Annotated in this window: 11 protein-coding genes; 2 read left to right on the forward strand and 9 right to left on the reverse strand. The window is 68.9% G+C overall.

All coding sequences use genetic code 11. The annotated features are described in order from the left end of the window. Nucleotides 1-63: 63 nt before the first annotated feature. From pdeM to ACYJSS_RS05835, 4 genes are read right to left on the reverse strand one after another with little or no spacing between them, the layout of a single operon-like run. Entirely contained in the window at nt 64-726 is a 663-nt protein-coding gene (pdeM, locus tag ACYJSS_RS05820; protein WP_236204624.1) for a ligase-associated DNA damage response endonuclease PdeM, read from the reverse strand. Continuing rightward, on the reverse strand, nt 723-3,218 hold the full coding sequence (locus ACYJSS_RS05825; RefSeq protein ID WP_236204623.1) for a ligase-associated DNA damage response DEXH box helicase: 2,496 nt from the start codon (nt 3,216-3,218) through the stop codon (nt 723-725). The genes pdeM and ACYJSS_RS05825 overlap by 4 nt, the downstream gene beginning before the upstream one ends. Beyond that, nucleotides 3,215-4,879 (reverse strand): ATP-dependent DNA ligase, encoded by a 1,665-nt coding sequence (locus ACYJSS_RS05830; protein WP_236204622.1) that lies wholly within the window; start codon nt 4,877-4,879, stop codon nt 3,215-3,217. The genes ACYJSS_RS05825 and ACYJSS_RS05830 overlap by 4 nt, the downstream gene beginning before the upstream one ends. Next, entirely contained in the window at nt 4,876-5,892 is a 1,017-nt protein-coding gene (locus ACYJSS_RS05835; protein WP_236204621.1) for a ligase-associated DNA damage response exonuclease, read from the reverse strand. Before ACYJSS_RS05835 ends, ACYJSS_RS05830 begins: the two co-directional genes overlap by 4 nt. Nucleotides 5,893-6,083: 191 nt before the next feature. Between ACYJSS_RS05835 and ACYJSS_RS05840 the strand changes: the two genes are divergently transcribed. After that, nucleotides 6,084-7,241, forward strand: coding sequence for a sterol desaturase family protein (locus ACYJSS_RS05840; RefSeq protein WP_236204620.1), 1,158 nt, complete (start codon nt 6,084-6,086; stop codon nt 7,239-7,241). 318 nt (nt 7,242-7,559) lie between these two features. Here ACYJSS_RS05840 and ACYJSS_RS05845 read toward each other — a convergent pair whose 3' ends face one another. From ACYJSS_RS05845 to ACYJSS_RS05860, 4 genes are all read right to left on the reverse strand, one after another. Then, nucleotides 7,560-10,100, reverse strand: a complete 2,541-nt coding sequence (locus tag ACYJSS_RS05845) for a penicillin acylase family protein (protein WP_111262326.1) — start codon at nt 10,098-10,100, stop codon at nt 7,560-7,562. An 83-nt stretch (nt 10,101-10,183) separates the two neighbouring features. Further along, on the reverse strand, nt 10,184-10,834 hold the full coding sequence (locus ACYJSS_RS05850) for a glutathione binding-like protein (RefSeq protein ID WP_111262325.1): 651 nt from the start codon (nt 10,832-10,834) through the stop codon (nt 10,184-10,186). Between the two features lie 96 nt (nt 10,835-10,930). Further along, entirely contained in the window at nt 10,931-11,134 is a 204-nt protein-coding gene (locus ACYJSS_RS05855) for an SEC-C metal-binding domain-containing protein (protein WP_111262324.1), read from the reverse strand. A gap of 7 nt (nt 11,135-11,141) precedes the next feature. Continuing rightward, the gene (locus ACYJSS_RS05860) at nt 11,142-11,642 is read right to left on the reverse strand and encodes an LEA/WHy family protein (RefSeq protein WP_111262323.1); all 501 of its coding nucleotides are present in this window, start codon (nt 11,640-11,642) and stop codon (nt 11,142-11,144) included. A gap of 112 nt (nt 11,643-11,754) precedes the next feature. Here ACYJSS_RS05860 and ACYJSS_RS05865 point away from each other — a divergent pair, with 112 nt between their 5' ends. Next, on the forward strand, nt 11,755-12,324 hold the full coding sequence (locus tag ACYJSS_RS05865; protein ID WP_111262322.1) for a hypothetical protein: 570 nt from the start codon (nt 11,755-11,757) through the stop codon (nt 12,322-12,324). 79 nt (nt 12,325-12,403) lie between these two features. Here ACYJSS_RS05865 and ACYJSS_RS05870 read toward each other — a convergent pair whose 3' ends face one another. Beyond that, nucleotides 12,404-14,266 carry an NAD(P)-binding protein gene (locus ACYJSS_RS05870; protein WP_111262321.1) on the reverse strand — a complete coding sequence of 621 codons (1,863 nt, stop codon included), beginning with the start codon at nt 14,264-14,266 and terminating at the stop codon, nt 12,404-12,406. Nucleotides 14,267-14,304 lie beyond the last annotated feature (38 nt).

Here is a 14,304-nt window from a genome sequence, read left to right on the forward strand (position 1 = left end):
TCAGAAAAACAGCAAAAAAGACGACATCCTGCGGCCATCCATAGGCCATCAAGCCAGGCGGCGTCAGCCGGGGAAGGCGGGCCAGACGCCGCCGTCGCCGCAGACGAAGACCCGCGTCGCGTTATCCATGGCCTGGTCCATGCCTCCGGTGAACTCGCCGAAGGCCGGCAGCAGGCTGAGCCGCTCGCCGAGGCGGAAGCAGGGCAGGCGCAGGCTCTGGCGACCGGCTCCGCGCAGGCGGAAGGTCGGGTGCAGGTGGCCGGCCAGCACGTGCAGCGTCGGGTGCGGCTCGGGCTCGTGCTGCAGGGCGAAGGGCTCCAGGGCCAGCGGTTCGTGGTGCAGGCTGAAGCCGAGCGCGGCGGGCGGGTCGCCGGCGTGGCGGTCGTGGTTGCCGCGCACCAGGTCGATGGCCAGGTGCGGATGCCCGGCGCGCCAGGCGGTGAGCACCGGCCAGAGCGGCGCCTCGGCGCCCTGGCGGGCATGCAGGAAGTCGCCGAGGAACACCAGCCGGCGGCAGCCATGCTGGTGCAGCAGCCGGTCCAGGCGGCGCAGGTTCTCTGCCGTGGTGCCGCTGGGCACCGGCTGGCCGAGGCGACGGAAGCTGGCGGCCTTGCCGAAATGGATATCGGCCACCAGCAGGCAGCCTTCCTCGGGCCAGTACAGCGCGCGGTCGGCCAGCAGCAGGACGCGGGTGCCGGCCAGTTCCACCTCCAGCCCGGCGTTCATCGCGCGCGGCTCCGGCGTGGCGGCTGGTCGGCGGCGCGTTCCAGTTGCTCGACCATGCGGGCGATGCGGTCGGCCAGCTTCTCGCTGCTCAGGCCCTCGCGGAAGCGTTCCACCAGCAGCGGGAAGGCCAGCGGGGTGGGGCGCGCCACCTCCACCAGGCGCAGCTCGCGCTCGCGGATGCGTTGCAGGCAATCCTCCAGGCGCGGCAGGTCCAGCTCCTGGCGCAGCACCTCCTCGCGGGCCTGGTGCAGCAGCAGGTTGTCCGGGTCGTATTGGCGGAACACGTCGAAGAACAGCCCGCTGGAGGCCTGCAGCTGGCGTGTGCTCTTGCTGGCGCCGGGGCGGCCGGCGAACACCAGCCCGGCGATGCGGGCGATCTCGCGGAAGCGCCGCCGCGACAGCTCGCTGGCATTGAGGCTGTGCAGCAGGTCGTCGAGCAGCGCGTGCTCGCTGAACAGCCCGGGGCGCAGGCACTCGGCCCAGTCCACCTCGGTGGCTGCCAGCAGCTCCAGGCCGTAGTCGTTGACGGCGATGGAGAAGCTGACGGGCCGTTGCCGGGCCAGGCGCCAGGCCAGCAGACTGGCGAGGCCCAGGTGCACCTGGCGGCCGGCGAAGGGGTAGAGGAACAGGTGCCAGCCTTCGCGGCTCTTCAGGCGCTCGGCCAGCAGGTTGTGCTCGTCGGGCAGCGCCGACCAGGCCTGCTGCAACTCCAGCAGCGGCCGGGTCAGTTTCAGCTCCGGGCTGTCGTAACGGCCCCGCGCGGCCTCGCCCAACTGGTGCACCAGGGCATCGGCCAGTTCGCTGGAAAGTGGCATGCGCCCGCCATTCCAGCGCGGGATGGCGGCCTTGCCCGCGGCGCTGCGGCGCACGTAGGCGGTCATGTCCTCGACCCGCACCAGCTCCAGCGGGCGCCCGGCGAAGAGGAAGGCGTCGCCCGGACGCAGGCGCGAGATGAAGCCTTCCTCGATGCTGCCCAGGGAGCCGGCGGCGCCACCCTTGCCCCAGAAGCGCACCTGCAGGCTGGCGTCGCTGACGATGGTGCCGATGCTCTGCCGGTGCCGCCGCGCCAGCTGTGCGCTGGGCACCTGCCACAGGCCGCTGTCGTCGGGCTCGGCGCGGCGGTACTCGGGGTAGGCGGTGAGGGAATGGCCGCCATGGCGGATGAAGGCCAGGGCCCAGGCCCATTCGTCGTCGCCCAGGGCGCGGTAGGCCCAGCAACTGCGCACCTCGGCGAGCATCGCCTCGGCCTGGAAGCCACCGCCCAGGGCCATGCTGACCAGGTGCTGGACCAGAACGTCCAGCGGCTTTTCCGGGCTCAGGCGTGCTTCGATGCGGCGCTCGGCGATGGCCTGGCGCGCGGCCACCGCCTCCACCAGTTCCAGGCTGTGGGTGGGCACCAGGGTCACCCGCGAGGCGCGGCCCGGTGCGTGGCCGGAGCGGCCGGCCCGTTGCATCAGCCGCGCCACGCCCTTGGCGGTGCCCACCTGGAGCACCCGCTCCACGGGGAGGAAGTCGACCCCCAGGTCGAGGCTGGAGGTGCACACCACCGCCTTGAGCCGGCCCTGCTTGAGGCCGTTCTCGACCCACTCGCGCACCTCGCGGGAGAGCGAGCCATGGTGCAGGGCGATCAGCCCGGCCCAGTCCGGCCGCGCCGCCAGCAGGGCCTGGTACCAGGCTTCGGACTGCGCGCGGGTGTTGGTGAACACCAGGCTGCTGGCGCTGGACTCCAGCTCCGCGACCACCTGCGGCAGCATGCGCAGGCCCATGTGCCCGGCCCAGGGGAAGCGCTCGACGTTGGCCGGCAGCAGGGTGTCCACCTCCAGGCGCTTGCGTTGTTCGCCCTGCAGCAGAAGCCCGTTGCCGTCGGGCACCAGCACCTGCAGCGCGTGGTCCAGGTTGCCCAGGGTGGCGGAGAGGCCCCAGGTGGCGAGCCCGGGGTTCCACAGGCGCAACCGTGTCAGGGCCAGTTGCAGCTGTACGCCGCGCTTGTTGCCGAGCAGCTCGTGCCATTCGTCGACCACCACCATGCGCAGCCCGGCGAAGGCCTGGGCGGCGTCGGCGCGGGTCAGCAGCAGGGTCAGGCTTTCCGGCGTGGTGACCAGCACGCTGGGCAGGTTGCGCGATTGCCGGGCCCGCTCGGCGCTGCCGGTGTCGCCGGTGCGCAGGCCCAGGCTCCAGGGCAGGCCGAGTTCGTCGATGGGCGCCTGCAGGGCGCGGGCGGTGTCGGCGGCCAGGGCGCGCATGGGGGTTATCCACAGCACCGAGAGCGGCAGCACCTGGCCCTTGCCACGCTCCTTGCGGGTGGGGGCGGCGCCGGCCAGCACATCGAGCGCGGCGAACCAGGCGGCGTAGGTCTTGCCGGCGCCGGTGGTGGCGTGGAGCAGGCCGGAGCGGCCCTGGGCGACGGCGCGCCAGAGGGCCTTCTGGAAGGCGAAGGGGCGCCAGCCACGGTCGCCGAACCAGCGCGAGGAGGGGCGGGGGGCGCGGCTCAAGCCTCGGGCTCCGGCGCGGCATCGGCCAGCAGGGCCTGGAGGCTGGCGAGGGTGTCGGCCTCGGCCACCGGTTTGTCCTGGCGCCAGCGCAGCATGCGCGGGAAGCGCACGGCGACGCCGCTCTTGTGGCGCTTGGACAGGGCGATGCCCTCGAAGCCCAGTTCGAACACCAGGGTGGGGGTGACGCTGCGCACCGGGCCGAATTTTTCCACCGTGGTGCGGCGGATGATGGCGTCGACCTTGCGCATCTCCTCGTCCGTGAGGCCCGAGTAGGCCTTGGCGAAGGGCACCAGGGCGCGCTCGGCGCTGGCGTCGTCGCCCTCCCAGACGGCGAAGGTGAAGTCGGTGTAGAGGTTGGCGCGGCGACCGTGGCCACGCTGGGCGTAGATCAGCACGGCGTCGACGCTGTAGGGGTCGAGCTTCCATTTCCACCAGGTGCCCTGGTCCTTGGTGCGGCCGACGCCGTACAGCGCGTCGCGGGCCTTGAGCATCATCCCTTCGACGCCGAGGGCGCGGGCGCCCTCGCGCTGGCGGGCGAGGTCGGCCCAGTCTTCGCCGTGTACCTCGGGGGACAGCCCAAGCACCGGGTCGCTCAGCTCCTCCAGCAACTGCTCCAGGCGTTCGCGGCGTTCGGCCAGGGGGCGCTGGCGCCAGTCCTCGCCACGCCACTCCAGCAGGTCGTAGGCCACCAGGCGCACGGGGGCGTCGTCGAGCACCTTGCGCGTCAGGCGCTTGCGGGCGATGCGTTGCTGCAGCAGGGCGAAGGGCTGCACGCGGCCGTCCTTCCACACCAGGATCTCGCCGTCGATCACCGTGCCTTCGGGCAGTGCATGGGCCAGGCCGTGGAGTTCGGGGAAGCGCTCGCTGACCAGCTCCTCGCCCCGCGACCAGATCCACAGGTGGCCGTCGCGGCGCACCAGCTGGGCGCGGATGCCGTCCCATTTCCACTCGACCAGCCAGTCCGCCGGCGGGCCGAGCAGGTCGTCGAAGGACGCCACCTCTGCCTGCAGCGGGTGGGCGAGGAAGAAGGGGTAGGGCAGGCCGCCGCGCTCCAGGTGCTCGGCCTCGCTCTGTGCGGCGATGAGCCGGGCATAGCCCTGGGCACTGGGCGGGCGCGAGGTGTCGGTGTAGCCGACCAGGCGCTGGGCGACGCGCTTGGGGTCGAGGCCGGCGAGGTTGGCCAGGGCGCGGGTGACCAGGAGGCGCGAGACGCCGACCCGGAAGGCCCCGGTGACCAGCTTCAGGCACACCAGCAGGCTCAGGCGGTCGAGCCGTGCCCAGAGCGGCGGCAGGCGGGCGGCGAGCTCCGCCGGGGGCAACCCGCGCAGGGGCAGCAGGTGGTCCTCGACCCAGGTGGCGAGGCCCTCGTCGGAGCGCTGGACGCTGGGCGGCAGCAGCAGGGAAATGGTTTCGGCGAGATCGCCCACCGCCTGGTAGCTCTCCTCGAACAGCCACTCGGGCAGGCCGGTGATGGCCAGGGTGATTTCCCGCAGCTGGCGCACCGGCACCAACTGGCGCGGCTTGCCACCGCTGAGGAAGTACACCGCCCAGGCGGCGTCCTCGGGTGGGGCGCTGGCGAAGTAGTCCTGCAGGGCGGCCAGCTTGGCGTTGCTGGAGGTGCTGGCGTCGAGGCGGCCGTAGAGCTCGGCGAAATCCTTCACGGCGTCGCCTCCGGGGCGCTGGCCGGTTCGTCCTCGTCGCCGTATTCGGTGCTGAAGCCCTGGGCGTCCAGGCCCTGTTCGCAGAGGTAGCGCACCAGCACGTTGACCGAGCCGTGGGTGACGAACACCCGCTCGGCGCCGCTCTGCTCGATGGCCCAGAGCAGGCCGGGCCAGTCGGCGTGGTCGGAGAGCACGAAGCCACGGTCCACGCCGCGCCGCCTGCGGGTGCCGCGCAGCATCATCCAGCCGCTGGCGAAGGCGTCGCTGTAGTCGCCGAAGCGGCGCATCCAGGTGCTGCCGCCGGCCGAGGGCGGGGCCATGACCAGGGCCTGGCGCAGCAGTGGATCGTTGCGGGCTATGTCGCCGGCGTAGCGGGTTTCCGGCAGGGCGACGCCGGCTTCGCGGTAGACCCGGTTGAGCGGCTCCATGGCGCCGTGGACGAGGATCGGGCCGATGCTGGCGTCGATGCCGTGGAGGATGCGCTGGGCCTTGCCGAAGGCGTAGCAGAACAGCACGCTGGCGCGCCCGGCGGCCTGGTTGGCGCGCCACCAGGCGTCGATCTCGGCGAACAGCGCGGCTTGCGGCTGCCAGCGGTAGATGGGCAGGCCGAAGGTGGATTCGGTGATGAAGCAGTGGCAGCGCACCGGCTCGAAGGGCGCGCAGGTGCCGTCGGCCTCGGTCTTGTAGTCGCCGGAAGCCACCCACACCTCACCCCGGTACTCCAGGCGCACCTGGGCCGAGCCGAGCACGTGGCCGGCCGGGTGCAGGCTGAGGGTGACGCCGCCATGCTCCAGGCGCTCGCCGTAGTCGAGGGTCTGCAGGCGGATGTCGCCCAGGCGCGCACGCAGGATGCCTTCGCCGGCATGGGTCGCCAGGTAGTGGCCGCTGCCGGTGCGCGCGTGGTCGCCGTGGCCGTGGGTGATGACGGCACGTTCCACCGGTTTCCAGGGGTCGATGTAGAAGTCACCGGGCGGACAGTAGAGGCCTTCGGGCCTCGCGACGACCAGGTCCATGGGGCTGCCTCGTTGTGGGCTCATGTCTATGAGCATGGTCGGGTTCGGTTGGTTCGGCTGGCAAGTTCGCCTCGGGACCGCGACACAGGTCACACAAGCCCCGGGTGTTCGTCGGAACAGGTGGCCTGGAGCTTGGTGTGGACGTCAAGATCGGGAGCGGCTTTTCTGCCGACTTCATGGAGGATGTGTGAATGCAGGCGATCAAGGCCTATTTCCAGCGCCACGGTCATGATCCGTTCCGGATCGGCGAGGGTCGTATCAGCGGTTATCTTTCCGCGGCGCTGGGGCTGCTCAGCCTCTGCGCGGTGCTGTGTTTCCTGTTCCCCGAGTGGCTGACCTTCGCCGAGTTCCGCAAGGTCTACAGCGAGCAGTTCGCCCGTAGCGTGCTGCTGGTGGGGCTGGTGGCGTCGTTCTCCCTGGGCACGCTCAACATCCTGCTCAACCGCCGCAAGCGGCTGGGCTTCACCGGCATCGCCGCCTCGGGCCTGGCGGTGTTCCTCGGTGGCACCAACATCCAGTTCGAGACCATCGGCCAGACCCCCTATTCCCTGGGGCTGGACTGGTTCGTGCTGGCGCTGCTGGTCTCGGCCATCGTCTTCATCCCGCTGGAGAAGCTCTACGCCAAGGACCCGCAGCAGAACATCCTGCGTCCCCACTGGCGCACGGACCTGGCGTACTTCTTCGTCAGCCACATGCTGGTGCAGTTCATCCTGATCTTCGTCACCGCCTCGTCCACGCTGCTGGGTGGCTGGGCGGTGTCGCCGGCCTTCCAGGCGGGCGTGCAGTCGCTGCCGATCTGGCTGCAGTTCATCCTCGCGGTGCTGGTGGCGGACCTGGGCCAGTACTGGCTGCACCGCCTGTACCACGTGGTGCCCTGGCTGTGGCGCTTCCACGCGGTGCACCACTCGAGCACGGCGATGGACTGGCTGGCCGGCTCGCGCATCCACTTCGTGGAAATCCTGCTGACCCGCACCGGGGTGCTGGTGCCGCTGATGCTGATGGGCTTCTCGCCCCAGGCGATGAACGCTTACGTGATCCTGGTGGGCGTGCAGGCGGTGCTGGCCCACGCCAACGTGCGCATCGACGGCGGCTGGCTGAACTACCTGCTGGTGCTGCCGCGCTACCACCACTGGCACCACGCCCGGCACCCGGACTACATCTACAAGAACTACGCGATCCACCTGCCGATCGTCGACATGCTGTTCGGCACCTTCAAGCTGCCGCCCAAGGAATGGCCGACCCGCTACGGCGTGTTCGGCAAGCCGCTGCCGGACGGCATCCTGCGCCAGCACCTGTACCCCTTCCAGAAGCCTGCGCCCAAGGCACCGGCGAAGCCGAAGGCGTCCTGACCCTCGACGGCGGCCCATGTGCAATGCGTGGGCCGTTGTCTGGTTTTCTCCCTTTCCCTTCTTGCCGATCTCCCGGGCTGAAGCCCGGGCTACGTTCGGGCTGCGTTCGTCGGTTGGTGCCGGGCGAGGCCTAACATCGCGGCTGGGATCGGCCTGGACGCGTTGGGCTTCGTGCCTCGGCCCAACCTACAGCGCAGCGGTGGCCTTTTCGCGGGCAAAAGAAAGGGCGCCGGTGAGGGCGCCCTGAAAGAATGTGATCTATGGAGTAAGTCCGCTTACATAGACCGTGCCGGGGCGGTTAGTTCCCGCCCCGGGCGATCATTTTTGCGGGGTGAGCATCAGCCGCTTGGTGCCGTAGACCTTGTCCAGGTTCTGCGACTGGAAGGGGAAGCTCATGTAGCGGGCCTTGAGCCAGGCGTCGATGCCGTCGGCGTAGTTGGGGCTGGCCGGGTTGCCGGACTGGCCGGAGCTGTTGAGCCCGATCATGGGTTCCGGCTGGCCGAAGTCGACGATGATGCGCATGGCCGGGATCAGCCAGGTGTCGAAGTCGTTGCCCCACTCGTAGGCCGAGACGTTCAGCGTGTTCATGTCGCCGCCGGCCGGGTAGGGGCCACGGTCCAGGTAGCCCTGGATGGCGTTGATCCCGGTGCGCTGGCTGGCGCTCATGAAGGGCGCGAGGCGGGTGGTGTCGGTGGCCCAGGTGTAGCTGTGCAGCTTGCCCCATTGCCAGGCCTTGCGGTCGGCACCGAGCTTGCCTTCGGCGAAGCTGACGGCGGCGGCCAGGCTGCGGGCGAGGATGGCGGGCTTGTCTTCCTTCTGCGCCGTGCGCACGTCGTCCCAGAAGGGGCTGTCGGCGCGGCCCAGCAGGTGGTCGGCCTGGGCGGAGTAGGAGAGGTTGGCGGTTTCCACCAGCGCCTGCCAGGCCGGGCTGCCTTCGGGGCCGAGCTCGTCCTGGAAGATCTGCCTGGCGCTTTCCTGCAGGAAGGCTTCGTAGAACACCGCATCGGCGGAGGTCGGGCGCAGGTCGCCATCGAAGGCCAGCAGGCGGCTCAGCGCTTCGCGGGCCTTGTCGCGCTCGGCCGTGGGCAGGGCGTCGATGGCCTTCTTCAGCGGCTGGGCCATGGCCGGGTCTTCGAACATGGCCTTGAGCTTGGCGGCGAAGGGCGTGGTCTGGTCGTACTGCATGGCGATGGTGCTGCGGGTGTCGTGCTTGCCGCTGCCGGCGAGCTGGGCGATGCGCTCGGCCCGCTCCGGGTAGAACCAGGAGTTGGACAGCTGCACGCCATAGCCGCCCTGCACGGTGCGGTGGTTGGCGGTGCCGAGCCAGCCCTGGGTCGGGTCTTGGTCATAGGGGTGCAGCATGGGGTCGGCAAAACCGTCCCAGTCATAGCGGCTGTCCCAGCCGGGGGAGGGCATCAGGCCACGGCCTTCGCGACGGTTGGGGTAGCGGCCGGTCACCTGCCAGGCGATGTGCTGGGCATCGGCGGTGAGCAGGTTGAGGCCGATGGCGCGGATCGAGCGCGTCGCCTCGCTGGCCTGCTCGACGGACTGCGCGCGGGACAGGTCGAAGAAGGCGTCCAGGGTCTGGTCGTTCTCGAACTGCGCGGTCTTCAGGGCGATGCCCAGGCCGCTCTTCATCTCCAGGGGCTGCAGCGGGTGCTTGCGCTGGCCGAGCACGGAGTTGAGCAGCGGGCCGTGGCGGGTCTCGTAGAGGGTTTCGCGGATCGGCCGCTCGCCCTTGATGAAGAAGGTTTCGTTGCGCTCGATGGCCGGCTGCCATTTGCCGTCGGCCAGGTAGTAGAGGCGGCTGCCCTCGCGCTTGACCTTCTCCAGGTAGAGATCCTGGTTGTCGCCCATGACCATGGTCATGCCCCAGGCCAGCTTGCCGTTGAAGCCGGCTACCACGGCGGGCACGCCGGCGATGGTGACGCCTGCGGCCTGGAACTTCGGCGAGCGGATCTGCATGAAGTTCCAGTACGAGGGCATGGCCAGCGGCAGGTGGGTGTCGTTGGCGAGGATGCTCTTGCCGTTGCGCGTGCGCTGGGGCGCGATGGCCCAGTTGTTCGAGGCGGCGACGCCGAGCATGTTAAGGCCGGCCAGCTGCCCGGCGGCCTGGTCGATGGCGGCCAGGCCCTGGATCTGCCCGCCGAGGTTGAGGCCCTTGAGCTTGTCGGCTTCGTCGAACGGCAGGTCCTCGTCCGGGTAGATGGGCAGCAGCCAGGCGACCTTGTCGGCGCCGACCTTCTGCGCCATGACCAGCGAGGCGATCTCTTCCTGCAGGTTCACCGCCAGGCCGAAGTTGAGCAGGGTGAAGACCAGCACCGAGTCCTCGGGTTTCCAGTAGGCCGGCTTGTAGCCGGACTCGGCGAGGTCCATCGGCAGCTTGTCGCGGTACTGGAAGAGGTAGGCGTTGACCCCGCGCGCATAGACCTCGAAGAAGGACTTCAGGCGCGGGGAGGCGTTCTTGTAGAGGATGTCGGCACTCTTGCGCAGGTTCACCGCACGCATGAAACGGTCCACCTCCAGCACGCCGGGGCCGGCCATCTCGGCCAGGCGGCCCTCGGCCATGAGGCGCAGGCCGACCATCTGGCTGAGGCGGTCGGAGGCGTGCACGTAGCCCATGGCGAACAGGGCGTCGTGGAAGGTGGTGGTCTCGATCAGCGGCATGCCCAGCGGGTTGCGGCGGATGGAGACGCTCTGCGCCAGGCCCTTGACCGGCTTGAAGCCGGAGGTGGGGGGCAGGCTGTCGGAGTAGCGGCTGTCGAGCCAGGACTGGCAACCGGTCAGCGCGACCATGGCGCCGAGGGCGGCGGCCAGGCAGAAACGAGGCAGGAAGCGCTTGGGCGCAGGCGAGGCCATGGAGCGGTATCTCCCGAAGAGGCGGCGGTTTTCAAACGCGCTACGTTAGAGAGCGGCCTCGCACTGCGCAAGCGCCGTTGGCCCTACTTTTTAGCGGCGGCGGGGTTGATCTTTTCCACCAGCTCATAGGCGCGGATCGTGGCCGGGCGGGCCTGGATGCTCTGGAACCAGCGCTTGAGGTTGGGGAAGTCGTCGAGGTCCTGTTCCTGGTAGGTGTGCGGGACGATCCAGGGATAGATGGCCATGTCGGCGATGCCGTACTCGGCGCCGGCGACGAAGGCGCGGTCGGCCAGGCGCTTGTCGAGCACGCCGTAGAGGCGGGCGGTCTCCTTCACGTAGCGCTGGATGGCGTAGGGCACCTTCTCCGGGGCGAAGCGGTTGAAGTGGTGGTTCTGCCCGGCCATCGGACCGAGGCCGCCCATCTGCCAGAACAGCCACTGCAGGGTTTCCTCGCGGCCGCGCAGGTCGACGGGGATGAAGCTCCCGGTCTTCTCGGCGAGGTAGAGCAGGATGGCACCGGACTCGAACAGCGAGAGCGGTTCGCCGCCGTCCGCCGGGGCGTGGTCGACGATGGCGGGGATGCGGTTGTTCGGGGCGATCTTGAGGAAGTGCGGCTGGAACTGCTCGTCCTTGCCGATATCGATGGGGTGGATCCGGTAGGGGAGGCCGGTCTCCTCGAGGAACAGCGTGATCTTGTGGCCGTTGGGGGTGGTCCAGTAGTAGAGATCAATCATCTTGGGACTCCTCAGGAAGTGGGCGGCCAGCCTAAAGGATTCCCGACCCCAACGAAAAGGCCCGTGCTAGACGGGCCTTGGTTGCACTGGCGCGGTTCAGGCGCCGTGGCATTTCTTGAACTTCTTCGCGCTGCCACAGGGGCAGGGATCGTTGCGGCCCACTTCCTTCAGCGGGTTGCGCACCGGCTCCTGCGGGCCGTGGTTGCAGTGCGGGCCGTGCACATGGCCGTGATCGTGGTGGTGGTCATGATCATGGTCGTGGTTGCAGTCGGGGCCATGGACATGGGGTTGTTGACTCATGGAAAGGTCACTCCGGGATGTAGTTGCCCGGGATTATCTCGCCATTGCGCGAGAGGTGCACGCTCCTGCCGAACATCAGGCCGGTCTTCACCTCGCCTTCGAGGCGGTAGTGGATCGGCTCGTCGGGCTTCTCCAGGAGCTTGACGATGTACTTCATGTGGCGCCAGAGGTTGGTGCGCACCGGGACATCGAAGGTCTCGTGGCCATTGGCGGGCACGGTGAACCAGGTGCTGGACTCGCCCGAAGCGAGCTTCACGTCGTTGAGGTGGACGGTATAGACCAGGCCGCGGACGGGCAGGCTGACGTCGTTGGGGTTATCCACGCGAAAGCGCAGCAGGAACTGCTGTTCGAGGAGTTTCGCCTTGATCACATCGACCTTGACCAGCCGCACGTCCGGGTCGCGGAAGCCGCCGGTCATCCAGGTGGAACATCCCGTCAGGCCCGAAAAAGGAAGGGCCAGTAACATCATTAGGCTGAGAATTCTTATCGTTTGCGCCTGAGAAAACATTGCATTACTCCATCGACGCTCAAGTGTAACAAGCAACTGCTTGGCTGCAACTTGTTGTTTGCAGAAAAAAACCTGCGCCATACTGCGGTCTGTTTCGGACAGGAGTGTGACCATGAGCCGCTACGAGATCGCTTTCTCCGGCCAACTGGTTCCGGGAGCCCGGCTGGAGCTGGTGCAGGCCAACATGGCCAAGCTCTTCCAGGCTGACGCGCAACGCATCGCCATGCTGTTTTCCGGCAGGCGCATCGTGATCAAGAACAACCTCGATGAGGCCGCCGCCGAGAAATATCGTGCAACGCTTGAGCGTGCCGGTGCGGTGGTGGACGTGGTGTCGATGGACGTCGAGATCGAGGAAGTGGAGCTGGCGCCGCCGCCAGCGCAGGAGCCGGTCGCCGCACCGCGCGCACCGGTGGCCCAGCCGGTTGGGGGGAGCGCTCCGGTGGGGCGCCTGAAAGTGGCGCCGCGTGACGAATACATGGCGGCGTTCAGTGAAGTGGACGCGCCTGACTTCGGCATCGCTCCGGTGGGGGCGGACCTGCAGGACGCCAAGGCCGAGGCGCAGGCGCCCAAGGTCGACCTGAGCCAGTTCAGCCTGGCGCCGGTGGGCAGCGACATGGGCCAGGCCAAGGCCGCCCCGGCTGCGCCGCCGCCGGATACCTCGCACCTGCGCATACAGGAGTGAGTGCCCACCCATGAAAAAGCCCGCCGATCGGCGGGCTTTTTCATGGGCGGCGTGGGCATCCCGCGCCTTCATCGCTGCGTCAGCCCAGCTCGCCCACTGCCCTCCAGGCCTCGTCGATGGCGGCGTGCGCGTAGGCGCTCCAGGCCGCATCGGAGTTGGCGATGGTGACGTTGCCGACCTTGGTGCGCGCCAGGTTCATCAGCTTCTCGCTCTCGTCTTCGTCGTCGAACAGGCTGTTGGCGAAGTAGGCGTAGCCGTGGGACCAGCGGTTGACGGTGATGGCGAGGATGTCCTTCTGGTGGTCGAAGCCGGCTGGGCCGAGCATGGCCTGGAGCTGCTCGCGGATCATCGCCTCCATCTGCTCGAAGCTCATGGCGTAGAGCTTGCCACGGCCGACCCGGGCCTGGGTGCGGGCGTCCATGCCCATGCCGGGGCTGGTGGGCACGTAGACCATGTGCAGGCCGATGGGCTGGGCCGGGTCGCGGGGGTGGCGGTAGCCGCCGATGTCCACCGGGTAGTCGAGCTTGACGCGGCTGTAGGGCTGGCTGGGGGCGTAGATCTCGTGCACGCCGAGCTTGGCGAAGCTGTGCCAGTTGCGGATCACCACCTTGGTGTACACCAGCGGGAACTTGACGTTCTGCGCCAGGGCGTGGGCCTGCGGGGCGGGCAGGTCGCGGAGCAGGTAGGGAATCATCATGTTGTAGCAGGCCAGCACGCAGTGCCGGGCGCGCACGCGGTGCAGCTGGCCGCCCCGGCTGTAGCCCACGTCCACGGCGCCGGCGTGGTTGCGCACGCTGACGGCGGTGCTGTTCAGGCGCAGGCGCACGGCGTTGGAGGGCAGGTCGAGGCGGGCGTAGTCGAAGTCGGCGAGGACGATGTCGTCCATGCCCTTGCCCGAGGCCACGCCCGGTATCAGGCTGCGCACCAGCAGGCGCGCCACCGAGGCGTTGCCATCGGGGAAGTGGTAGATGTACGGCTCTTCCATCTCGGCCTTGGCTTCCTCGCTGATGGGCGAGAGGTCCATCGCGGCGAAGCCGGGGAAGCCCACGGCGTAGGCATCGGCGGCGGCGACGGCGTCGATGCTGAGGGCGGAGAAGTCGTTGGTGCGGCTGAGGAAGTAGCGGGTGGCGGCTTCGCTCAGGCCGACGTCCTTGCGCAGGAAGTCCTGGTAGCTGGTCTTGGCGAGGTGGGCTTCCTTCTCCTCGCGGCTCTTGCCGGCCAGGTAGTCACGGGGCGCTTCGTGCAGGGCGATGAGGGCCTCGCGGTCGGCCTCGGGCAGCGGGAAGTCCTCGATGAAGGCGCGCCAGCTGCGGGCGTTGAGTTTTTCCGGGGCGATGTCGTCGGCCACCATGGGCGTCGGGTCGCCGGTCACCAGCTTGTCTTCACCGAAGCCAGCCTTGTCGAAGAACACCCCGCGCGACAGCCCGAGGCCCGGGTAGAAGTCGCGGTCGAAGGCGGTCTCGAAGCGGTCGATGTCCACGCCCAGCTGCTTGAGCAGGCCGTTGACCTGGCTGCTGTAGAGGCTCTTGGGCGACTGGAAGGCTTCGCTGCCGCCGTAGCCGAGGATCATCCGGCCGCCGGCCTGGAATTCGTTGCGCTTGGCGTGGCCGCCGAAGTCGTCGTGGTTCTCGACGATGAGGATGCGCGCGTCGGGGTTCCGCTGCCGGTAGAACCAGGCCGCGGCGAGGCCGCTGATGCCGCCGCCGACCACCACCAGGTCGTACTCCTCCTCGATCTTCAGGCCGTCGGTGTCGAACACCTTCTTCTCCCAGCCCATCTGGTGCGCCACCTCGAAGGCGCCGGGGTGGCTACCGCGCAGGCCGGTGAGGGCGGGCGGGTAGTAGCGGCCGGAGGGGGCAGCCTGGAGCAGTTGCAGCGGAGTGAGTCCGGCGCCGATGGCGAGGGCTGCGCCGTTGAGGAAGTCGCGGCGGGTGATGGTCATGGTGTACCTGCAAGGCGTTGTCGTTTTTTATGCATGGC

It is taken from the genome of Pseudomonas sp. No.21 (assembly GCF_054558415.1).

Excerpts from the sequence above, each read along its gene's own strand:
- ACYJSS_RS05835 (WP_236204621.1), bottom strand. The coding sequence starts at position 5,892 with ATGGACCTGGTCGTCGCGAGGCCCGAAGGCCTCTACTGTCCGCCCGGT.
- ACYJSS_RS05840 (WP_236204620.1), top strand. The coding sequence starts at position 6,084 with ATGCAGGCGATCAAGGCCTATTTCCAGCGCCACGGTCATGATCCGTTC.
- ACYJSS_RS05845 (WP_111262326.1), bottom strand. The coding sequence starts at position 10,100 with ATGGCCTCGCCTGCGCCCAAGCGCTTCCTGCCTCGTTTCTGCCTGGCC.
- ACYJSS_RS05860 (WP_111262323.1), bottom strand. The coding sequence starts at position 11,642 with ATGTTTTCTCAGGCGCAAACGATAAGAATTCTCAGCCTAATGATGTTA.
- ACYJSS_RS05870 (WP_111262321.1), bottom strand. The coding sequence starts at position 14,266 with ATGACCATCACCCGCCGCGACTTCCTCAACGGCGCAGCCCTCGCCATC.
- ACYJSS_RS05855 (WP_111262324.1), bottom strand. The coding sequence starts at position 11,134 with ATGAGTCAACAACCCCATGTCCATGGCCCCGACTGCAACCACGACCAT.
- pdeM (WP_236204624.1), bottom strand. The coding sequence starts at position 726 with ATGAACGCCGGGCTGGAGGTGGAACTGGCCGGCACCCGCGTCCTGCTG.
- ACYJSS_RS05865 (WP_111262322.1), top strand. The coding sequence starts at position 11,755 with ATGAGCCGCTACGAGATCGCTTTCTCCGGCCAACTGGTTCCGGGAGCC.
- ACYJSS_RS05850 (WP_111262325.1), bottom strand. The coding sequence starts at position 10,834 with ATGATTGATCTCTACTACTGGACCACCCCCAACGGCCACAAGATCACG.